This window comes from Streptomyces sp. NPDC032822 (assembly GCF_055578825.1).
Genome location: NZ_JBVIOL010000009.1, coordinates 209,483 through 229,092, shown reverse-complemented (window position 1 = coordinate 229,092; position 19,610 = coordinate 209,483). Strand labels below are relative to the sequence as shown.

Here is a 19,610-nt window from a genome sequence, read left to right as displayed (position 1 = left end):
ACGACAACTTCCGTACACCACTTCCGATTTGAGTGTTACCTCAGCCGTGCCATCAGAGCGTGCTCCACCAGCGTGATCAGCGCACTCTTGGCGTCGGAGCGGTGGCGGGCGTCGGTCGTGATGATCGGGGTGTCAGGGCCGATCTGCAGCGCCTCACGGACCTCCTCGGGAGCGTACGGCTGGTGTCCCTCGAAGCCGTTGAGCGCGACGACGAAGGGCAGGCCGCTGTTCTCGAAGTAGTCGACGGCGGGGAAGCAGTCGGCGAGGCGGCGGGTGTCCACCAGCACGATGGCGCCGATGGCGCCGCGTACCAGGTCGTCCCACATGAACCAGAAGCGGTCCTGGCCGGGTGTACCGAAGAGGTACAGGATCAGGTCCTGGTCCAGTGTGATGCGTCCGAAGTCCATGGCGACCGTGGTGGTCGTCTTGTCCCCGGTGTGGGTGAGGTCGTCGATCCCCGCGCTCGCGGACGTCATGACGGCCTCGGTACGCAGCGGGTTGATCTCCGAGACGGCCCCCACGAACGTGGTCTTGCCCACGCCGAAGCCACCCGCCACCACGATCTTCGCGGAGGTGGTCGCCCGACCTCCTCCGTCAGAGCTTGCGAAGTCCACTGAGCACCCTTTCGAGCAGTGTCACGTCCGGAGCGCCGGTGCCCTCGTCGCCGCCCGGCTGGTGAATGGCGACGAGCCCGGCCTCCGCGAGGTCCGCGACCAGAATGCGAGCCACACCCAGCGGCATGGCCAGGAGCGCCGAGACCTCGGCGACCGACTTCACCTCTCGGCACAGATGGCAGATCCGCTGGTGCTCCGGGAGCAGTCCCATGAGCGCCGCCGGGTCGGCCGTGGTGCTGATCAGGGCCTCGATGGCGAGCTGGTAGCGCGGCCGGGTCCGGCCGCCGGTCATCGCGTACGGACGTACCAGCGGCTGGTCGCCCTCATCCTCGTACGGCTCCGCGTACGGATCATGAGAGGCGGTGGGCGGGGTCATGAATCCTCCGGGCGGGACAGCAAGTCGGTCAGTCAAGCCGTCAGATGAGGCCGGTGGGGGGATTGTGTCGGCCGGACGGTGATTTGGTGAGACGGGTGGATCCGAGGTGCGTCAGTGGAGCAGACTGCCTTGCAGTTCGGCGCGCAGGTCCGGCGTGAGCACCGCGCCCGCCCGGTCGACCAGAAGCGCCATCTCGTAGCCGACGAGGCCGATGTCGCAGTCCGGGTGTGCGAGAACGGCCAGTGACGAGCCGTCCGAGACGGACATCAGGAAGAGGAATCCCCGCTCCATCTCGACGACCGTCTGTGCCACGCTGCCGCCCTCGAAGATCCGGGAGGCTCCGGCCGTCAGAGAGGTGAGTCCGGACGCGACGGCCGCCAGCTGGTCGGCACGGTCGCGCGGGAAACCCTCCGACATCGCCAGCAAGAGGCCGTCGGCGGACACGACGACGGTGTGGGACACCCCGGGGGTGTTGTCCACGAAGTTGGTGATCAACCAGTTCAGGTTCTGTGCCGCCTGGCTCATCGGGCTCAACTAACGCTCCTGCTGGTGAGTGGGGCTCGGGAAGCTGCCGGTCTGGCCGGTACCGGCCTGTCGACCTTGTGCGATGCCCCGACGGAGATTGGTCAGCCGGCCGCGTACGTCGTCAGGCGCACGCGAGACCTGCGGACCGGCTTGGTGCTGTTGCTGCTGAGCGGTACCCGGGACGAGGTTCGCCCGGGGTACCCGGCGCGGCAGGCCGGAGGTGGTGACGCCGCCCGCGGCCGGCTGCCTTACGCGCTCTGCCTGCCGGACGAGATCGTCGTTCGGAGAGCTGCGCCAGGAGCTGGCTACGGGACGCTGAGGGGCGGCGGGGGCCTGCGGCTGTTGCTGCGGGGCCGCCGGGGCCGGGGCGGGAGCGGAGCCGTTCTCCGGCCGGCCGCTCTGCTGGCCGTTGTGCTGACCGTTCTGCTGCCCGTGGAACCAGTTGGTCTCCAGCGTGTCGTACAGCGGCGTACGGCCGTCGCCGGGACCCGCGGGCGGCAGCGCCTCGGGCTCCTGGTGGCCGGGCCGCTGCTGCGGACGCTGCGGGACCGGCGGACGCGGGGCACCGAAGTCGGAACCGCCGTGCGCGCCGTTCTGCTGGGGGCGCTCGAACTGGCCGGTGGAAGAGCCGTTGGTGTCGTAGCCCGGAGCCGGGAACTGGCCCGTGGAGCCGTTGTCGAACGCCTGCGGCACCGAGAACTGGCCGGTGGACGTCGGGCTCGACAGGTCGGTGTTCGCCGGGTTGCTCGTCGGCACCGGGGCGCCGAAGACGTCCGGGCGGACGAACTGGTTCGAGCTCTGCACCCCGTTCGAGCCGGGGCGGGGGAACTGGCCCGAGTCCTGCGAGCCGTTGTTCCCGCCGGAGGCCGGCGCACCAGGGCCCTGACGGTTGTCGCCGCGCGGGATCGCCGGCATCTCCGTGGTCGCGCCCGGGCCCTGCCGGTCGTCGATCCGCGGCATCCGGGAGGTCTGCGAGGCGTCCTGCTCGTCATGGCCGCGAGGCGCGTCGAGCGAGGACCGCGGCACCGGCGGCTGGGCGTTCTCGTCGCTCCAGCTGGGACGGGGCTGCGCGTTGTCGCCGCCGGGCAGCTCCGCGCGCGGACCACCACGGCCCGGCAGCTGCGGCCGACGACGCCGGCCCTGCTGCTCGTTGCCGGAGTTCGAGGGCTGGCCCTGCGGCGGAACGGGGCCACGGTTGCCGCCGAAGGCGTCCTGGCCCTGCGAGCCGTTGCCGCCCGCGGCCTGGAGACCCTGCGGGGCACCCGGTGCCTGACCGCCGAAACCGGAACCCGCCGGAGCGGGACGGCCCTGCGGAGGCATACCCGGACCCTGCGGTCCGCGACCGCCGCCCGGCGCACCGCCGGGACGCGGTCCACCGTCACGCCCGGGCAGGGCGGCACGCGTCCCCTGACCGGCGTTGAGCCGGCCACCGGGGGGCGCACCGGCACCGAGGACACCGGCGCCCGCACCGGCGGGGGCGCCACCGAGGACACCGCCGCCCTGCTGGCCGTTGCCGCGACGAGCGGACGCCATACCGGCCGGGGCCTGCCCGGCGCCCTGGCCGGGCTTGGGCTGAGGCTTCTTGCCGCCCTGGGCGACGTCGACGGGCAGCATGACCAGCGCGGTCGTACCACCGGAGTCGGACGGGCGGAGCTGGATGCGGATGCCGTGCCGCTGCGACAGCCGGCCGACCACGAACAGACCCATGCGGCGGGAGACCGAGACGTCCACGGTGGGCGGCGAGGCGAGCCGCTCGTTGATCGCGGCGAGGTCCTCGGGGGAGAGGCCGATGCCGGTGTCGTGGATCTCGATCAGCACCCGGCCGTCGGGCAGCGCGTGACCGGTGACCTTGACCTTGGTCTGCGGGGAGGAGAACGAGGTGGCGTTCTCCAGCAGCTCGGCGAGCAGGTGCACGAGGTCGTTGACGACCCGGCCGGCCACTTCGGTGGTCGGCACCGAGGAGAGCTCGATGCGCTCGTACTGCTCCACCTCGGACGCGGCGGCGCGGAGCACGTCGACCAGCGGGACCGGACGGGTCCAGCGGCGGCCGGGCTCCTCACCCGCGAGGACGAGGAGGTTCTCACCGTTACGACGCATGCGGGTCGCGAGGTGGTCGAGCTTGAAGAGCGAGGACAGCTGGTCCGGGTCGGCCTCGCGGGACTCCAGTTCGGAGATGAGCGAGAGCTGACGCTGGATGAGGCCCTGGGAGCGGCGCGAGAGGTTGGTGAACATCGCGTTGACGTTGCCCCGCAGGAGGGCCTGCTCGGCGGCCAGTCGGACGGCCTCGCGGTGCACGTCGTCGAAGGCCGCGGCCACCTGGCCGATCTCGTCCCGGGAGTGCACACCGACCGACTCCACGGACGTGTCGACGTCCTGCGGGTCGGACTCGGAGAGCTGCTTGACCAGCTCGGGCAGCCGGTCCTGGGCGACCTTGTTGGCGGTCTCCTGGAGCCGGCGCAGCGAGCGGATCATGGAACGGGCGATGACGAACGCGCCGACCAGCGAGACGCCGAGCACGAGCAGGATCAGCGCGCCGGAGATGATCGCCTCGCGCTCCGACTCGTTGCGCAGCTCGCGGGCCTTCTGCTCCATGTCCTCGAGCAGCGTGTGCTCGATGTTGCCCATCTGCTCGATCTTCGTCGAGCTGTCGTCCACCCAGTCCTTGTACGACCGCTTGTCCAGGTCGGCGAGACCGCCCGTCGTGCGCAGGGCACGGCTGGCGTAGGTGTCGGTGGACTGGATGGTCGGGTTGCCCTCTTCGATGGGCTTGAGGAGCTCGGGGGCGCTGTTGGTGCCGTAGATGCTCCGGAAGCTCGCGAGTTCCGAGTCCTCGCTCTCCAGCGCGCCCTCGGCGTACAGCCGGTCGTTGTCGGAGAGTTTGCCGAACGTGGTGTTGCCGACGGGCAGCGCCGCCGCGAGGATCGCGCGCTGGATGGACGCGTACTCCTTGGCGGACGAGAACGCCGCCAGAGCGCGCGTGCGCTGGATCATCTCGGGGTTGCTGGTCGCCTCCGCCATGTCCTGCGAGAGGTCGAGCAGGTGGGTGACGAGGCGGTGGTAGCCCTCGACCGTCTGGGAGGCGTTGTTCTCGGTCTCGTACGCGGCGCTGCGGATCTTCTCCAGGCCGCTGAGGTCGCGGACGAGGCCGACGAGGCTCTCGCGGACGCCCTGGAGGTTGCCGTCCTTGCTGGAGGCGTCGATCTCCTCGGCGGCGTCCTGGAAGGCGGTCCTGGCCCGGTCGGTCTTGTCCCGGTAGCCCTTGACCGTGAAGTCGGTCGCGGCCGAGCCGTGCGCCAGCGGACCGGCGGACTGGTCGCGCTCCTCCTGGAGCGCGGCGGCCAGCTCGGTGGCCTGCTTGGTCATCTCCGTCAGCAGCTTCATGTTGTCGAGCTGCTGGATGTCGTCCATGGAGTCGTTGATACGCAGCGCGCCCAGCGAGGTGGCCGCGACCACCGGGAGGGCGAGCAGTGACACCAGACGCGTGGAGATACGCCAGTTGCGCAGGGCTATTCGCGGGCCGGGGCCGCTCGCGTTCTTCGGCGGCTTCACGGGCGGCGTGGTCGGAGCGGCGGGGCCGGTCGACGCGGACACACCGGGGCGCCCGGAGCGCTCACCGCCGTCGCCGGACGGGCCCGGGTTCTGGGCGTGCTGGGGCGAGGAGCTGCCGGCTGTCGGACCAGTCCCGCCCTGCGGCTCCGGCTCCGCCGAAGCACTGCCATCCCTCTTGAAACGTCCCTGCACTAGCGTCGCAACCTCTGGACCAGGCGCCCCTCCGCGTGAACGGAAGGACGGTGTCGGCGTCGTAGGGGGCGTCCTGAAATACGCCCCCCATGGTGGTCGTGAGTGACCGGCGCGCTGGTTCCCCCTGTCTCACCGTCGCTGGCGCTTCTCTGCGCCCCCTGTGCGCCGGCTCGATCCTGCGGCGGTCCGTGGAATTCCAGCACAGTGCCGGATCTCCAACAAGGCCCATGGGCCATGCCGTGACCTACGTGACACCACGTGAGTGCGGTGTCACCGGACGTAGAAGCTTATCCGTCCCATACCGGACGTATGCCCGCGAGTCCCTGAGGCTCGACCGGTGTCCCAGTCGCCATGATCGGGAGCGGAATGATGGCTTCAGTGGGTCAATGTCCCTTTCGTGGGGGTGAGTTGCCCGTCCGCTATGACCTATTTGCCCCTAGGTAAGTGAGGAAACTCACACACCCATCAAGGGGTCTGCGTGACCCGTGAAGGGAAGCGCGTGTCTAGCCTGACGCTTTACACCGACGGCACTTCCGACAACCCGCGCCGCTCCCGAGGGCCTTCCGCCCGCGACCCGACCGGCGCCCCGACAGGACAGGTCTCGTACAACCGTGAAGACGACCACGCTGTTCCGCACCACCGCCAACCCGCGGCGCACGACGCTGGTGCACCTCAAGGACGCCGACGCCCTGCAGACCCCGGAGCAGCCGGAGCACTCCGTCGACCTCCCGGCCCAGACCGCCAACCCGCGCCGCACCATCCTCATGGAGATGCCGGTCACGGTCGGCGCCGTCCAGGAGTAGATCACCGAAGTAGATCACTGACGCCATCGGCGATGTCAAGGGCGCCCGCACGATTTCGTGCGAGGCGCCCGCCGCCGGCCGCGTTAGCCTGGGGCGTCAGACTTCAGTCGGCTCAGTAGAGGGGCGCAAGGATCCCGTGCGCATCGCCAGATTCTCCATCGACGGGAACGTCGCCTTCGGCGCGGTCGAGGGTGACAGGCCGGACGAACTCGTGCTCGACATCATCAAGGGCATCCCGTTCGCCGACTTCGAACTCTCCGGTACGAAGGTCCCGCTGAGCAAGGTGAGGCTGCTGCCCCCGGTGCTCCCCAACAAGGTCGTGGCCTACGGCCGCAACTACGCGGAGCACGCGCGGGAGCTGGGCAACGAGGTCCCCGACGCCCCCTTCGCCTTCTTCAAGCCCTCCACCTCGGTGATCGGCTCAGGCGACGACATCCAGTACCCCTCCTTCTCCGAGGACGTGCACCACGAGGCCGAACTGGCCGTCGTCATCGGCCGCATGTGCCGTGAGGTGCCGCGCGCCCGCGTCAATGACGTGATCCTCGGCTACACCTGCGCCAACGACATCACCGCGCGGGACGTCCAGAAGCGCGAGAAGCAGTGGGCCAGGGCCAAGGGGTTCGACACCTCCTGCCCGCTCGGCCCCTGGGTGGAGACGGACCTCGACCCGAGCGACCTCACCATCCAGCTCACGGTCAACGGGCAGCAGCGCCAGCTCGGCCGCACCAGCGAGATGATCCACTCCGTCGAGGATCTGATCGTCAACATCTCCGAGGCCATGACGCTGCTCCCCGGCGACGTGATCCTCACGGGCACCCCGGCAGGCGTCGGACCGCTCACCGTCGGCGACGAGGTCGCCGTCACCATCGAAGGCATCGGCACTCTCACCAACAAGGTTGTCAAGCGTGGCTAGCGCCCCCGGTACCCCCGGCTCCCCCGTCCGCGTCAGGTTCTGTCCGTCCCCCACCGGTAACCCCCACGTGGGCCTGGTCCGTACCGCCCTGTTCAACTGGGCCTACGCCCGTCACACCGGCGGCACGTTCGTCTTCCGCATCGAGGACACCGACGCGGCCCGCGACTCCGAGGAGTCGTACGACCAGCTGCTGGACTCGCTGCGCTGGCTGGGCTTCGACTGGGACGAGGGCCCGGAGATCGGCGGCCCGCACGCGCCGTACCGCCAGTCCCAGCGGATGGACACCTACCGGGACGTGGCCACCAGGCTCCTGGAGGCCGGCCACGCCTACCGCTGCTACTGCTCCACGGAGGAGCTGGACGCCCGCCGCGACGCGGCCCGCGCGGCCGGCAAGCCGTCCGGCTACGACGGCCACTGCCGCGAGCTGACCGACGCGCAGGTGTCGGAGTACGTCGCCGAGGGCCGCACGCCCATCGTCCGCTTCCGCATGCCCGACGAGCCGATCACCTTCACGGACCTGGTCCGTGGCGAGATCACCTACCTCCCGGAGAACGTCCCGGACTACGGCATCGTCCGCGCGAACGGCGCCCCGCTCTACACGCTGGTCAACCCGGTCGACGACGCCCTGATGGAGATCACCCACGTCCTGCGCGGCGAGGACCTGCTCTCCTCCACCCCCCGCCAGATCGCCCTGTACAAGGCGCTGACCGAGCTGGGCATCGCCAAGGAGACCCCGGCCTTCGGGCACCTCCCGTACGTGATGGGCGAGGGCAACAAGAAGCTCTCCAAGCGTGACCCGCAGTCGTCGCTGAACCTCTACCGCGAGCGCGGCTTCCTCCCCGAGGGCCTGCTCAACTACCTGTCCCTGCTGGGCTGGTCGTTCTCGGCCGACCAGGACATCTTCACGCGGGACGAGATGGTCGCGGCCTTCGACGTGACGGACGTCAACCCCAACCCGGCCCGCTTCGACCTGAAGAAGTGCGAGGCGATCAACGCCGACCACATCCGGCTGCTCGACGTGAAGGACTTCACGGAGCGCTGCGCCCCGTGGCTGCGGGCCCCGTTCGCCCCCTGGGCGCCGGAGGACTTCGACGAGGCCGCGTGGCAGGCCGTCGCGCCGCACGCGCAGACCCGCATCAAGGTCCTCTCAGAGATCACGGACAACGTCGACTTCCTCTTCCTGCCGGAGCCGGTCTTCGACGAGGCGTCCTGGACGAAGGCGATGAAGGAGGGCTCGGACGCCCTGCTCCGCACGGCCCGCGAGAAGCTGGACGCCGCGGACTGGACCTCCCCCGAGTCCCTCAAGGAGGCCGTCCTGACCGCCGGTGAGGCCCACGGCCTCAAGCTCGGCAAGGCCCAGGCCCCGGTCCGTGTCGCCGTCACCGGCCGCACGGTCGGCCTGCCGCTCTTCGAGTCCCTGGAAGTCCTCGGCCGGGAGAAGACGCTGGCCAGGATCGACGCGGCGCTGGCGAAGCTGACCGCGTAGGGCACACGCGAGTGAGGGGCGGCACCCGGAGATCCGGGTGCCGCCCCTCACCCGTGGTCAGAGGGCGTCGTTCTCGTCGAGCAGATAGGCGCTCTCGTCGAAGATCTCCAGCACCACGATCACCATGATCGCGCCCGCCACCATGTACTCCAGCATCAGTCCCGGAGCCACGTAGGCCTTGCGCAGGTGCTCGTCCGGGCCCAGCTGCGCGGTGGAGGTCTTGCGGAACGGATCGCGGGCCAGTATGCGCACCGCCTTGTCCAACTGGGCTCGGCGCTCTCCGGGCAGGGCGTCGTACGTCGCGCGGGCCTCGACGGTGAACTGGACGCGGTACTCGGTCATGGCTGTCGCTCGGTCTCCCACTCGCTGGTCCCTTCACGCTACGGCATCCGGCACCGCCGGGTCCCTGCTCCCGGAGACCCGGCCCTGAGCCCACGAGCCGCCTCGCGGGAAGCGGGAACCGACCCCCGGTCCCGGCCGTGACACTCCGACGCCGTCACCGGCCGCTGCCACGACAGGCCCATGGACGGGACCCTTCCCACCCCGCCTGCCCGGGCCGCACCCAGGTGACAACTCCCGACCGCCGGACGCGTCCCCGACCCCCGGGATACCGTCGGAGCATGAGCATCCGTGCCGTGGTCTGGGACGTCGACGACACCCTCTTCGACTACACCGCGGCCGACCGTGCCGGCATGCGGGACCACCTCACCGCCGAGGGCCTCCTCGACGGGTACGACAGCGTCGAGCAGGCCATCCGACGGTGGCGGGAGATCACGGACCGGCAGTGGGCGCGGTTCGCCGCGGGCGAGTCCACCTTCCAGGGGCAGCGCCGGGACCGGGTGCGGGTGTTCCTCGGCGAGGAACTGGCCGACGCCGAAGCCGACGCGTGGTTCGAGCGGTACGTCACGCACTACGAGACCGCCTGGGTCCTCTTCCCGGACGTCCTGCCCGTCCTGGACGCCCTCGCCGCCAGCCACCGGCACGCCGTGCTGTCCAACTCCAGCATCCGGGTCCAGGACCGCAAGCTGCGCGTCCTCGGTGTGCACGACCGCTTCGAGTCGATCCTCTGCGCGGCCGAACTCGGCGTCTCCAAACCGCAGGCCGCCGCCTTCCTCGCGGCCTGCGAGGCCCTGTCCCTGCCCCCGCACCAGGTCGCCTACGTGGGCGACCATCCGGAGATCGACGGACGGGGTGCGGCGGACGCCGGTCTGCTCTCCGTGTGGATCGACCGCCCTGGTGGCACGGCCGTGGTCGACGTCCCGTCCGGCCCGCACCGCATCGCCTCGCTCGCCGAACTCCCCGCGATCCTCGGCGCGGATACCCGTTTTGGAGCCCCGTCCACCTTCGGGTAATGTTCTTCCTGCGTCGCCGGGGAACGGGCCGAAAGGCCGGAACCGGGGGAGCACACTAGAACAAGATCCCTTCAGGGGCTTGAGTTCCAGTGGCCTATGGTGTAATTGGCAGCACGACGGTTTCTGGTTCCGTTAGTCTTGGTTCGAGTCCAGGTAGGCCAGCTCGCAGAGCTCATCTGCACCATGCGGAGATCACTTCCGCGAAGCCCCCGTTGTGTAGCGGCCTAGCACGCTGCCCTCTCAAGGCAGTAGCGCCGGTTCGAATCCGGTCGGGGGTACAGATCCTTCCCAGGAAGGCAGTCCGGGTCGCACCCGCTGCCTCTCATGCAGGATCGCTAGGGCCCCCGTTGTGTAGCGGCCTAGCACGCCGCCCTCTCAAGGCGGTAGCGCCGGTTCGAATCCGGTCGGGGGTACGCATTTCTTTACATCGCATTGGTCTATGGTGTAATCGGCAACACTACGGTTTCTGGTACCGTCATTCTTGGTTCGAGTCCAGGTAGACCAGCTCTGATCTGCGGAAACGCAGTGCGCAGGCCCCCGTTGTGTAGCGGCCTAGCACGCCGCCCTCTCAAGGCGGTAGCGCCGGTTCGAATCCGGTCGGGGGTACACGAGACGAAAGCCCTCCACTTCGGTGGAGGGCTTTCGGCGTTCCCGGACCTGGACGCCGTACGGCTCGACCAGTACTGCTCCCAGCACCGCGATCTCGGCCTTCTCGGTCTCCGGGGGGTGCGTCTCCAGGAGGTCCGGGGCGAGGACCGCCGCCTGGTGCGTCAACCGGGCGTAGGACAGCAGCAGTTCGGGCCTCCACACGTGGCCGAGCCGGCGGAGCGCGGCCACCGTCACCGCGAGCGACCGGTGGGCGGGGGGATCGTGACCAGGGGCTGGGCGTTCGACCAGTCCGGCGGCCGAAGCGGTTGATCCCTCTCGCCCTGCGCGGCCCGGACGAACGCGTCGTCAGCCGTCCGGCTCCGGAACCCGCGGCAGCGCCTACAGGGCTGGGCCCAGCCGGACCGTACGGCCCAGGGAGTCGTCGTCGACGTGCCGGAGCACCTCGCGGACCGTCGCCACCGGGACCCGGCCGACCTGGATCATCGAGCGCGCCAGCAGCAGCCGGCGCAGACGCTCGTCGTCGTACTCGGCCGCGGTCGTGCTGATCGGTCTGCGGGTCAACCACCTCTGGGCGATGCACCAGTGGCCGCCGGTCATGCTGCCGATGTTCCGCAAGCCGGCCCACGTCGTGCCCGAGGGGTCGTGTACGAGTCGATCCACTTCGACATGCCACCCTTCGGCCTCGCGGCGGTTCGCGCGCCGCTCGGCCGCGGGCGGGAAAGCGGCGGGGAGACCACCTGAGGGGGATCGGGGGCGTGAAAGAGGGCCTGCCGCGGCGTTGAGGCAGGCCCTCCTTCACTGATGTCCGATGTCCCCTCCTCGGGGAAGGAGGTCAGCCGGTGCGGCGCAGGGCCTCGGAGAGACGGCCGGCGGCGTCGATGACCGCCTGGGCGTGCATCCGGCCCGGGTGGCGCGTCAGGCGCTCGATGGGGCCGGAGACCGACACGGCGGCCACCACGCGGTTGGACGGGCCACGGACCGGCGCGGAGACGGAGGCCACGCCCGGCTCGCGCTCGCCGATGGACTGGGCCCAGCCCCGGCGCCGTACGCCGGAGAGCGCGGTGGCCGTGAAGCGGGCGCCCTGCAGGCCTCGGTGCAGGCGCTCCGGCTCCTCCCAGGCCATGAGGATCTGCGCCGAGGAGCCGGCCTTCATCGTGAGCGTCGAGCCGACCGGGACCGTGTCCCGCAGGCCCGAGAGGCGCTCGGCCGCGGCGACGCAGATACGCATGTCGCCCTGGCGGCGGTAGAGCTGCGCGCTCTCGCCCGTGATGTCCCGGACATGGGTGAGCACCGGGCCCGCCGTGGCGAGCAGGCGGTCCTCGCCGGCGGCCGCGGCCAGCTCGGCGAGGCGGGGGCCGAGAATGAACCGGCCCTGCATGTCCCGCGCCACCATGCGGTGGTGCTCCAGGGCCACGGCCAGCCGGTGGGCCGTGGGTCGTGCCAGTCCGGTGGCCGCGACCAGACCCGCGAGGGTGGCCGGACCGGACTCCAGAGCGCTCAGAACAAGGGCCGCCTTGTCCAGAACGCCGACGCCGCTACTGTTGTCCATGAAACGATACTCGCGTCTCACTCTGTGAAACGCAAGTTCAATTTTCCGTGGAACGCGCCACTCTGGAAGACACACGGCCCGCAGACCAACGGGCCGGCGGCGGTCGTCCGGGACATCCGGGAACAGGGGCGCGGGCGCCGCATCCTCAAGATCTCTAGTTGGGCCGGGGCACCTTTTCCGGCCGGAGGGAAAGCGATGGGTAGGACACTCGCGGAGAAGGTCTGGGACGACCACGTCGTCCGGCGCGCCGAGGGCGAGCCCGACCTCCTCTTCATCGATCTGCACCTGCTGCACGAGGTGACCAGCCCGCAGGCCTTCGACGGCCTCCGCAAGGGCGGTCGCCCGGTGCGCCGGCTCGACCTGACCATCGCCACCGAGGACCACAACACCCCGACCCTCGACATCGACAAGCCGATCGCGGACCCGGTCTCCCGGATCCAGCTGGAGACGCTGCGCAAGAACGCCGCCGATTTCGGCGTCCGGCTGCACCCGCTGGGCGACGTCGAGCAGGGTGTCGTCCACGTGGTGGGCCCGCAGCTGGGTCTGACCCAGCCGGGCATGACGGTCGTCTGCGGCGACTCCCACACCTCCACGCACGGCGCCTTCGGCGGTCTGGCCTTCGGTATCGGCACCTCCCAGGTCGAGCACGTGCTGGCCACCCAGACGCTGCCGCTGGTCCGTCCCAAGACCATGGCCATCACCGTCAACGGCGAACTGCCCGACGGCGTCACCGCCAAGGACCTGATCCTGGCGATCATCGCCCGCATCGGCACCGGCGGCGGCCAGGGCTACGTCCTGGAATACCGCGGCTCCGCCATCGAGAAGCTCTCGATGGAGGCCCGGATGACCATCTGCAACATGTCGATCGAGGCCGGTGCCCGGGCGGGCATGATCGCCCCCGACCAGACCACCTTCGACTACATCGAGGGCCGCCCGCACGCCCCCAAGGGCGAGGACTGGGACGCGGCCGTCGCGTACTGGAAGACGCTGCGGACGGACGCGGACGCCGAGTTCGACGCCGAGGTCTTCATCGAGGCCGCCGAACTGTCGCCGTTCGTCACCTGGGGCACCAACCCCGGCCAGGGCGCGCCGCTTTCGGCGGACGTCCCCGACCCCGCCTCCTACGAAGACGCTTCGGAGCGCTTCGCCGCCGAAAAGGCCCTGGAGTACATGGGGTTGGAGGCCGGGCAGCCGCTGCGCACCATCAAGGTGGACACCGTCTTCGTAGGTTCGTGCACCAACGGTCGCATCGAGGACCTGCGGGCCGCCGCCGAGATCGTGAAGGACCGCAAAGTCGCCGACGGCGTACGGATGCTGGTCGTGCCCGGCTCCGCGCGGGTCGGTCTGCAGGCCGTTTCCGAGGGCCTGGACGTCGTCTTCAAGGAGGCCGGCGCCGAGTGGCGGCACGCGGGCTGCTCGATGTGTCTGGGCATGAACCCGGACCAGCTGGCCCCGGGCGAGCGCTCCGCGTCCACCTCCAACCGCAACTTCGAGGGCCGGCAGGGCAAGGGCGGTCGTACGCACCTGGTGTCGCCGCAGGTCGCGGCCGCGACGGCGGTCCTGGGCCACCTGGCCTCCCCGGCCGACCTGTCCGACGCCGAGACCCGTACGCCCGCTGGAGTCTGAGAGTCATGGAAGCATTCACCACGCACACCGGCCGGGCCGTCCCGCTGCGCCGCTCCAACGTCGACACCGACCAGATCATCCCTGCTCACTGGCTCAAGAAGGTGACCAGGGACGGGTTCGAGGACGGGCTGTTCGAGGCCTGGCGCAAGGACGAGAAATTCATCCTCAACCAGCCCGAGCGCAAGGGTGCCACGGTCCTGGTCGCCGGCCCCGACTTCGGCACCGGCTCCTCTCGTGAGCACGCCGTCTGGGCGCTGCAGAACTACGGCTTCAAGGCGGTCATCTCGTCCCGCTTCGCCGACATCTTCCGCGGCAACTCGCTCAAGAACGGCCTGCTCACCGTGGTTCTGGAGCAGAAGGTCGTGGACGCGCTGCAGGAACTCGCGGAGCAGGACCCGCAGGCCGAGATCACGGTCGACCTGGAGGCCCGCGAGGTGCGCGCCGAGGGCATCACCGCCTCCTTCGAGCTCGACGAGAACGCCCGTTGGCGGCTGCTGAACGGGCTGGACGACATCTCCATCACCCTGCAGAACGAGGCCGACATCGCCGCGTACGAGGCCAAGCGCCCCTCGTACAAGCCGAGGACGCTCCAGAACTGACCCCGGAACCCACCCGGCGCAACTGAACAGGTCGAGTTTCGGCCACCGCGACACCCCCGCCGTACCCCCGATCAGCCCGATCGGGGGTACGGCTGTGTCTGCACCCGAACGGCCCTGCCCGCCGCGCCACGCCGTCTCAACTTCCCACGTTAGGGGGGTTGTTGTGGGGGTACGCGAAGATGGTGACCGCGGCTCCGACCGGTGCCCGGGAGGCCGTTCGAGGCGGCAGTTGCCCCCTGAGCAGGCGACAACTCGCCCCAGATGGCACAATCTGTGCATGGAACACGACGGCCAACTCAAGCTCTATGCGGCAGTCGCGGACCAACTCAAGGAAGCGCACACAAGAGTGCGCGCACTGCAAGTCCCGGAGGGCGTACGGATGGCGCTGGCCCGGAAGCTGCTGGTCATTACGGCCGCGGCCAAGCACGATCTCGCCGATGCGACAAGGCGTCTGGAGCGGTTCGTGGCGGACCTCGACGCGGGTCGATTCCCCGAAGAGGAACGCTGAACGAGTCCAGAACAGCCGAGTTCGTTGCGGCGCACGGGTGATAAGCCCGTTTCGTGTTTGATTTGCGGTATATATCTGCCTAACGTGCGAAAAAGCTTGAACACTTTCGTTCTGGCAATGTCTCCGAAGGGGAAGACGTGAACAAGGCGCAGCTCGTAGAAACGATTGCCGACAAGATGGGTGGCCGTCAGCAGGCCGCCGAGGCGGTGGACGCGGTCCTGGACGCCATCGTCCGTGCCACCGTCGCGGGAGACCGGGTCTCGGTCACCGGGTTCGGCTCGTTCGAGAAGGTGGACCGTCCGGCCCGTTACGCCCGCAACCCCCAGACGGGCGAGCGGGTTCGGGTCAAGAAGACCTCCGTGCCGCGCTTCCGCGCGGGTCAGGGCTTCAAGGACCTGGTGAGCGGCTCGAAGAAGCTCCCGAAGAACGACGTCGCCGTCAAGAAGGCCCCCAAGGGCAGCCTGACCGGCGGTGCTTCCGCAACGGTCAAGAAGGCCGTCGCGAAGAAGGCCGCCCCGGCGAAGAAGGCCACGGCCGCCGCCAAGAAGGCCACGGCGAAGAAGACGACGGCCAAGAAGACCACGGCCACCGCCAAGAAGGCCACGGCGAAGAAGGCGCCCGCGAAGAAGACCACGGCGACGGCCAAGTCCACCGCCGCGAAGAAGACCACCGCCAAGAAGGCGACCGCGAAGAAGGCCCCGGCGAAGAAGGCGACGGCCAAGAAGGCCCCCGCCAAGAAGTCGACGGCTCGCACCACCACCGCCAAGAAGGCCACCGCCCGCAAGAGGTAAGGGCAGCAGGGCACTCACGCGCCGGGCCGGACTCCGTACGGAGTCCGGCCCGCGGCGTGTTCAGGGGGCCGGAAGCCACCGAGGCGGCCTTCCGGGGGCGTTCAGAAGGTCTGGAGCGTCACCAGGGTGATCCGGCGGGCCCCGCCCTCGCCCTCCGTCTCGATGCGCACCCGCTGTCCGGGGCGCAGCAGCCTGAGGCCGCCCGCGTCGAACGCCGGCGCGTCGAACGGCACCGGAGTGCCGTCGTCGAGAAGTACCTGCCCGCTGCGGCTGTCGGGGTCGTACGTGTATGCGGTCGCCTGCATGGCGGCAGCCTACTGCCCGGAGATCGACAGCGGCGCGGCCGCCGCCGCCGTCCTGGGGCCCACCCCCAGCGCGAGCGCGGCGCGCAGATCGGCGCCGGTGTCCACGTCCTGGCGCACGGAATCCACCGCGTCGAGTGCGAGTTCCACGGCGCCGGACGCGCTGTGGCGGGCCCGGGAATCCGTGCCGAAGGCGGGCCGCAATTCCATGCCCGCCCGGGCGGCCAGCACCGTGGTGCCGATTGCCGCGGCGTCCGGGAGAAAAGCGCGCGGGAATTCCGCGGCCGCGTCGAGGACCCGGGCCAATTCCAGTGGACGCAGGGCCGGCAGATCGGCGTTCAGGGCGGCCACGGCGCTTTCGGGGCGCAGGTGGCGCACGACGGCCGCCGCATGTGTCAGAGCGGCGTTCAGGCCGCCGTCCGGCTCGTCGGGGACGATGTGGGCGCCCAGTGCGCCCAGCTCCCGGCCGGCCAGGGCGTCTCCCGTGACGACTGCCACATCCTTCACCGAGGGGCAGGCCAGCGCCGCCGCGACGGTGTCCTGGGCGAAGGCGAGGGCGAGGCCCGGACGCAGTCCGTCGTGGGCGGTGTCGGAGAGCCTGCTCTTGGCTCGCGCCAGAGGTTTCAGGGGTATGACCAAGGTCCACTGCACGAGCGATTCGTCCCTCTCTTCTCACGGCCATTGTCACTCAGCCGTCACCAGGGCCATCTGGCGGTCGTGGAGCCGGGGCGTACGGTGTTCTCGACAGACCGTCGGCCTGGGGCGACACTTGTGCGGCCCCCAGGCCCTAGAGGAAGGTGTCCGCGTGCCCCGCCGGAGAATCGGGTTCTGGTACCGCTTCGCAGCGGTCCTCTGCAAACCGCCGCTGGTGGTTCTGATCAAGCGGGACTGGCGCGGAATGGAGCACATTCCGGTCGAGGGCGGGTTTATCACCGCGGTGAACCACAATTCGCACATCGATCCCTTCGCCTACGGGCACTTCCAGTACAACACCGGTCGCGTTCCGAGATTCCTGGCGAAGAGCGCTCTTTTCCGCAAGGGATTCGTCGGCGCCGCGATGCGCGGTACCGGACAGATCCCCGTCTACCGCGAGAGCACGGACGCGCTCAGCGCCTTCCGCGCCGCGATCGACGCCGTGGACCGCGGTGAGTGCGTCGCCTTCTACCCCGAGGGCACCATCACCCGCGACCCCGACGGCTGGCCGATGACCGGCAAGACCGGCGCCGCCCGGGTCGCCCTGCAGACCAGGTGCCCGGTGATCCCGGTCGCCCAGTGGGGCGCCAACGAGGTGCTGCCGCCGTACGCCAGGAAGCTCGACCTCCTGCCGCGCAAGACGCACCGCGTGCTCGCGGGACCGCCCGTGGACCTGTCCCGCTTCTACGACAAGGAGATGACCCCGGACCTCCTGAAGGAGGCGACCGAGGTCATCATGGCCGCCGTCACCCGCCATCTGGAGGAGATCCGGGGCGAGAAGGCGCCCACCACGCCCTACGACCCGCGCCGCGAGCGGATCGAGCAGCGGCACCGCACCCGGGCACAGACGCAGCGCAAGGTCGAACTGGAAGAAGGGCAGGGCACGTGAGCAAGTCCGTCAAGGCGGCCGTCTTCGGCACCGGATCCTGGGGCACCGCCTTCGGCACGGTCCTCGCCGACGCGGGCTGCGAGGTGACCCTGTGGGGCCGCCGCGCCGACCTCGCCGAAGCCGTCAACTCCACCCGCACGAACCCGGACTACCTCCCCGGTGTGCAACTCCCGGAGAACCTGCGGGCGACGACGGACGCCGCCGAGGCCGCACGCGACGCCGACTTCACCGTCCTCGCGATCCCCTCGCAGACACTGCGCGCCAACCTCGCCGACTGGACACCCCTGCTGGCGCCCGACACCGTCCTCGTCTCGCTGATGAAGGGCGTCGAACTCGGTTCCGCCATGCGGATGAGCGAGGTCGTCGAGGACGTCGCCAAGGTGGGGCAGCACCGCATCGCCGTGGTCACCGGACCCAACCTCGCGCGGGAGATCGCCGCCCGGATGCCCGCCGCGTCCGTGGTCGCGTGCACCGACGAGGCCGTCGCCCAGCGGCTCCAGACCGCCTGCCACACACCGTACTTCCGCCCGTACACCAACACGGACGTCGTCGGCTGCGAACTCGGCGGCGCGGTCAAGAACGTCATCGGCCTCGCCGTCGGCATCGCGGACGGCATGGGCCTGGGCGACAACGCCAAGGGCTCGCTCATCACCCGTGGCCTCGCGGAGACGACCCGGCTCGGCCTCTCGATGGGCGCCGACCCGCTGACGTTCGCCGGACTCGCCGGGCTCGGCGACCTGGTGGCGACCTGTTCCTCGCCGCTGTCCCGCAACCACACCTTCGGCACCAACCTCGGCAAGGGCATGACCCTCCAGGAGACCATCGCGGTCACCCGGCAGACCGCGGAGGGCGTCAAGTCCTGTGAGTCCGTGCTGGATCTGGCCCGCAGGCACGGCGTCGACATGCCCATCACCGAGACGGTCGTGGGAATCGTCCACGAGGGCAAGCCTCCCGTGGTCGCCCTCAAGGAGCTGATGTCGCGCAGCGCGAAGCCCGAACGACGCTGAGCGACGCCCCCGATGGCACGCTGTATCACGGCCCTACCAACGGGTACCCTCAACGCGATATGAGCACCCAGAACCTCCCCCAGAACCCTGAGCAGCCGCCTCGCAAGCCGCGCGTGGCCGTCGTGTTCGGCGGGCGCAGCTCCGAACACGGGATCTCCGCGGTCACCGCCGGCGCCGTACTGCGGGCCATCGACCGGACGAAGTACGACGTCCTGCCGATCGGCATCACCAGGGAAGGCCGGTGGGTGCTCACCGCCGACGCACCCGAACGCATGGCGATCACCGAACGCCGTACGCCCGACGTCGAGGAGCTCGCCGAGTCGAACGAGGGCGGCGTGGTGCTCCCCGTCGACCCCGCCAACCGCGAAGTCGTCTACAGCGAACTGGGATCGGTGCCCAAGGCGCTCGGTGAGATCGACGTCGTCTTCCCGGTGCTGCACGGCCCGTACGGCGAGGACGGCACCCTTCAGGGACTCCTGGAGCTGTCCGGTGTGCCGTACGTGGGCTCGGGTGTGCTCGCCTCGGCCGTCGGCCAGGACAAGGAGTACATGAAGCGGGTGTTCACCTCCTTCGGGCTCAAGGTGGGCCCGTACGTGGTGATCCGGCCGCGCGAGTGGGAGCGCGAGGAGTCCGCCGCCCGCAAGAAGATCGTCGACCTCGCCGGCGAGCACGGCTGGCCGCTGTTCGTGAAGCCCGCGCGCGCGGGTTCGTCGATCGGCATCACCAAGGTCGACGACCTGTCCGGGCTCGACGAGGCGATCGCCGAGGCCCGGCGGCACGACCCGAAGATCCTCGTGGAGGCGGCGCTGCGGGGCCGCGAGATCGAGTGCGGGGTGCTGGAGTTCGAGGACGGCCCGCGGGCCTCCGTACCGGCCGAGATCCCGCCGCCGGACGCGCACGCGTACTACGACTTCGAGGCGAAGTACATCGACTCGACGCCCGGCCTCGTGCCCGCGCCGCTGACACCCGAGGAGACGGCCGAGGTGCGGCGGCTCGCGGTGGAGGCCTTCGACGCGGCCTCCTGCGAGGGGCTGGTCCGCGCGGACTTCTTCCTCACCGAGGACGGGGAGTTCGTGATCAACGAGATCAACACGATGCCCGGCTTCACGCCGATCTCGATGTACCCGCAGATGTGGCAGGCGACCGGGATCGGTTACCCGGAGCTGGTGGACCGGCTGATCCAGGCGGCGCTGCGGCGCTCGACCGGCCTGCGCTGACCGACGTACG

At 70.0% G+C, this 19,610-nt stretch carries 20 protein-coding genes and 4 tRNA genes; 15 read left to right on the top strand and 9 right to left on the bottom strand.

Annotated features, from left to right (window positions below; all coding sequences use genetic code 11):
* Window positions 1–35 precede the first annotated feature (35 nt).
* The 4 genes from ACZ5VD_RS26090 to ACZ5VD_RS26075 form a co-directional block, all read right to left on the bottom strand.
* Entirely contained in the window at window positions 36–614 is a 579-nt protein-coding gene (locus tag ACZ5VD_RS26090) for a GTP-binding protein (protein ID WP_371668965.1), read from the bottom strand.
* Window positions 595–990, bottom strand: coding sequence for a DUF742 domain-containing protein (locus ACZ5VD_RS26085; RefSeq protein WP_468548644.1), 396 nt, complete (start codon window positions 988–990; stop codon window positions 595–597). The genes ACZ5VD_RS26090 and ACZ5VD_RS26085 overlap by 20 nt, the downstream gene beginning before the upstream one ends.
* A 111-nt stretch (window positions 991–1,101) precedes the next feature.
* Entirely contained in the window at window positions 1,102–1,515 is a 414-nt protein-coding gene (locus tag ACZ5VD_RS26080) for a roadblock/LC7 domain-containing protein (RefSeq protein ID WP_030611534.1), read from the bottom strand.
* Window positions 1,516–1,524: 9 nt separating this feature from the next.
* Window positions 1,525–5,256 (bottom strand): sensor histidine kinase, encoded by a 3,732-nt coding sequence (locus tag ACZ5VD_RS26075; RefSeq protein ID WP_468683489.1) that lies wholly within the window; start codon window positions 5,254–5,256, stop codon window positions 1,525–1,527.
* Window positions 5,257–5,867: 611 nt separating this feature from the next.
* Between ACZ5VD_RS26075 and ACZ5VD_RS26070 the strand changes: the two genes are divergently transcribed.
* From ACZ5VD_RS26070 to gltX, 3 genes are all read left to right on the top strand, one after another.
* Window positions 5,868–6,059 carry a hypothetical protein gene (locus ACZ5VD_RS26070; RefSeq protein WP_468548642.1) on the top strand — a complete coding sequence of 64 codons (192 nt, stop codon included), beginning with the start codon at window positions 5,868–5,870 and terminating at the stop codon, window positions 6,057–6,059.
* Between the two features lie 136 nt (window positions 6,060–6,195).
* Complete coding sequence (locus ACZ5VD_RS26065) at window positions 6,196–6,972, top strand: fumarylacetoacetate hydrolase family protein (RefSeq protein ID WP_468683488.1); 777 nt, start codon at window positions 6,196–6,198, stop codon at window positions 6,970–6,972.
* A complete protein-coding gene (gene gltX / locus ACZ5VD_RS26060) occupies window positions 6,956–8,458 on the top strand; it encodes a glutamate--tRNA ligase (RefSeq protein ID WP_468683487.1) in 1,503 nt (500 codons plus the stop codon). Before ACZ5VD_RS26065 ends, gltX begins: the two co-directional genes overlap by 17 nt.
* A 57-nt stretch (window positions 8,459–8,515) precedes the next feature.
* On the opposite strand, the gene ACZ5VD_RS26055 is transcribed toward gltX, so the two are convergent.
* The gene (locus ACZ5VD_RS26055) at window positions 8,516–8,800 is read right to left on the bottom strand and encodes a type II toxin-antitoxin system RelE family toxin (protein WP_468548639.1); all 285 of its coding nucleotides are present in this window, start codon (window positions 8,798–8,800) and stop codon (window positions 8,516–8,518) included.
* 278 nt (window positions 8,801–9,078) lie between these two features.
* Here ACZ5VD_RS26055 and ACZ5VD_RS26050 point away from each other — a divergent pair, with 278 nt between their 5' ends.
* The 5 genes from ACZ5VD_RS26050 (at window position 9,079) to ACZ5VD_RS26030 (ending at window position 10,416) form a co-directional block, all read left to right on the top strand.
* Window positions 9,079–9,810: an HAD family hydrolase gene (locus tag ACZ5VD_RS26050; RefSeq protein WP_468548638.1), complete on the top strand. Its 732-nt coding sequence runs from the start codon at window positions 9,079–9,081 to the stop codon at window positions 9,808–9,810.
* Between the two features lie 90 nt (window positions 9,811–9,900).
* Window positions 9,901–9,972 (top strand) — tRNA-Gln (locus ACZ5VD_RS26045).
* Window positions 9,973–10,015: 43 nt separating this feature from the next.
* Window positions 10,016–10,088, top strand: a tRNA-Glu gene (locus ACZ5VD_RS26040).
* Window positions 10,089–10,150: 62 nt separating this feature from the next.
* Window positions 10,151–10,223, top strand: a tRNA-Glu gene (locus ACZ5VD_RS26035).
* A 120-nt stretch (window positions 10,224–10,343) separates the two neighbouring features.
* Window positions 10,344–10,416, top strand: a tRNA-Glu gene (locus ACZ5VD_RS26030).
* A 381-nt stretch (window positions 10,417–10,797) separates the two neighbouring features.
* Here the strand turns inward: ACZ5VD_RS26030 and ACZ5VD_RS26025 are convergent.
* Together ACZ5VD_RS26025 and ndgR are read right to left on the bottom strand one after the other, a co-directional pair.
* Entirely contained in the window at window positions 10,798–11,016 is a 219-nt protein-coding gene (locus ACZ5VD_RS26025) for a MerR family transcriptional regulator (RefSeq protein WP_468683485.1), read from the bottom strand.
* Between the two features lie 235 nt (window positions 11,017–11,251).
* Entirely contained in the window at window positions 11,252–11,968 is a 717-nt protein-coding gene (ndgR, locus tag ACZ5VD_RS26020; protein WP_355867791.1) for an IclR family transcriptional regulator NdgR, read from the bottom strand.
* Window positions 11,969–12,163: 195 nt separating this feature from the next.
* On the opposite strand from ndgR, the gene leuC reads away from it, so the two are divergent.
* From leuC to ACZ5VD_RS26000, 4 genes are all read left to right on the top strand, one after another.
* Window positions 12,164–13,594: a 3-isopropylmalate dehydratase large subunit gene (gene leuC / locus ACZ5VD_RS26015; RefSeq protein ID WP_468548636.1), complete on the top strand. Its 1,431-nt coding sequence runs from the start codon at window positions 12,164–12,166 to the stop codon at window positions 13,592–13,594.
* A 5-nt stretch (window positions 13,595–13,599) separates the two neighbouring features.
* Window positions 13,600–14,193: a 3-isopropylmalate dehydratase small subunit gene (gene leuD / locus ACZ5VD_RS26010; RefSeq protein ID WP_468548635.1), complete on the top strand. Its 594-nt coding sequence runs from the start codon at window positions 13,600–13,602 to the stop codon at window positions 14,191–14,193.
* A 277-nt stretch (window positions 14,194–14,470) separates the two neighbouring features.
* Window positions 14,471–14,701 (top strand): SCO5555 family protein, encoded by a 231-nt coding sequence (locus ACZ5VD_RS26005; RefSeq protein WP_468548634.1) that lies wholly within the window; start codon window positions 14,471–14,473, stop codon window positions 14,699–14,701.
* A 137-nt stretch (window positions 14,702–14,838) separates the two neighbouring features.
* Entirely contained in the window at window positions 14,839–15,492 is a 654-nt protein-coding gene (locus ACZ5VD_RS26000; protein ID WP_468548633.1) for an HU family DNA-binding protein, read from the top strand.
* 101 nt (window positions 15,493–15,593) lie between these two features.
* On the opposite strand, the gene ACZ5VD_RS25995 is transcribed toward ACZ5VD_RS26000, so the two are convergent.
* Both ACZ5VD_RS25995 and cofC read right to left on the bottom strand, forming a co-directional pair.
* Window positions 15,594–15,797 (bottom strand): hypothetical protein, encoded by a 204-nt coding sequence (locus tag ACZ5VD_RS25995; protein WP_468548632.1) that lies wholly within the window; start codon window positions 15,795–15,797, stop codon window positions 15,594–15,596.
* Between the two features lie 9 nt (window positions 15,798–15,806).
* Window positions 15,807–16,445, bottom strand: coding sequence for a 2-phospho-L-lactate guanylyltransferase (cofC, locus tag ACZ5VD_RS25990; RefSeq protein ID WP_468683484.1), 639 nt, complete (start codon window positions 16,443–16,445; stop codon window positions 15,807–15,809).
* Window positions 16,446–16,599: 154 nt separating this feature from the next.
* On the opposite strand from cofC, the gene ACZ5VD_RS25985 reads away from it, so the two are divergent.
* From ACZ5VD_RS25985 to ACZ5VD_RS25975, 3 genes are read left to right on the top strand one after another with little or no spacing between them, the layout of a single operon-like run.
* Window positions 16,600–17,376, top strand: coding sequence for a lysophospholipid acyltransferase family protein (locus ACZ5VD_RS25985; RefSeq protein ID WP_468548630.1), 777 nt, complete (start codon window positions 16,600–16,602; stop codon window positions 17,374–17,376).
* The gene (locus ACZ5VD_RS25980) at window positions 17,373–18,383 is read left to right on the top strand and encodes an NAD(P)H-dependent glycerol-3-phosphate dehydrogenase (protein ID WP_468548629.1); all 1,011 of its coding nucleotides are present in this window, start codon (window positions 17,373–17,375) and stop codon (window positions 18,381–18,383) included. The genes ACZ5VD_RS25985 and ACZ5VD_RS25980 overlap by 4 nt, the downstream gene beginning before the upstream one ends.
* Window positions 18,384–18,442: 59 nt before the next feature.
* Window positions 18,443–19,600: a D-alanine--D-alanine ligase family protein gene (locus tag ACZ5VD_RS25975; protein WP_468683483.1), complete on the top strand. Its 1,158-nt coding sequence runs from the start codon at window positions 18,443–18,445 to the stop codon at window positions 19,598–19,600.
* Window positions 19,601–19,610: the final 10 nt, after the last annotated feature.

Coding starts and splice junctions, on each gene's coding strand:
- ACZ5VD_RS26050 (WP_468548638.1), top strand. CDS start 9,079: ATGAGCATCCGTGCCGTGGTCTGGGACGTCGACGACACCCTCTTCGAC.
- ACZ5VD_RS26005 (WP_468548634.1), top strand. CDS start 14,471: ATGGAACACGACGGCCAACTCAAGCTCTATGCGGCAGTCGCGGACCAA.
- leuC (WP_468548636.1), top strand. CDS start 12,164: ATGGGTAGGACACTCGCGGAGAAGGTCTGGGACGACCACGTCGTCCGG.
- leuD (WP_468548635.1), top strand. CDS start 13,600: ATGGAAGCATTCACCACGCACACCGGCCGGGCCGTCCCGCTGCGCCGC.
- ACZ5VD_RS26025 (WP_468683485.1), bottom strand. CDS start 11,016: ATGACCGGCGGCCACTGGTGCATCGCCCAGAGGTGGTTGACCCGCAGA.
- ACZ5VD_RS26080 (WP_030611534.1), bottom strand. CDS start 1,515: ATGAGCCAGGCGGCACAGAACCTGAACTGGTTGATCACCAACTTCGTG.
- ACZ5VD_RS25995 (WP_468548632.1), bottom strand. CDS start 15,797: ATGCAGGCGACCGCATACACGTACGACCCCGACAGCCGCAGCGGGCAG.
- ACZ5VD_RS25975 (WP_468683483.1), top strand. CDS start 18,443: ATGAGCACCCAGAACCTCCCCCAGAACCCTGAGCAGCCGCCTCGCAAG.
- ndgR (WP_355867791.1), bottom strand. CDS start 11,968: ATGGACAACAGTAGCGGCGTCGGCGTTCTGGACAAGGCGGCCCTTGTT.
- ACZ5VD_RS26055 (WP_468548639.1), bottom strand. CDS start 8,800: ATGACCGAGTACCGCGTCCAGTTCACCGTCGAGGCCCGCGCGACGTAC.
- ACZ5VD_RS26085 (WP_468548644.1), bottom strand. CDS start 990: ATGACCCCGCCCACCGCCTCTCATGATCCGTACGCGGAGCCGTACGAG.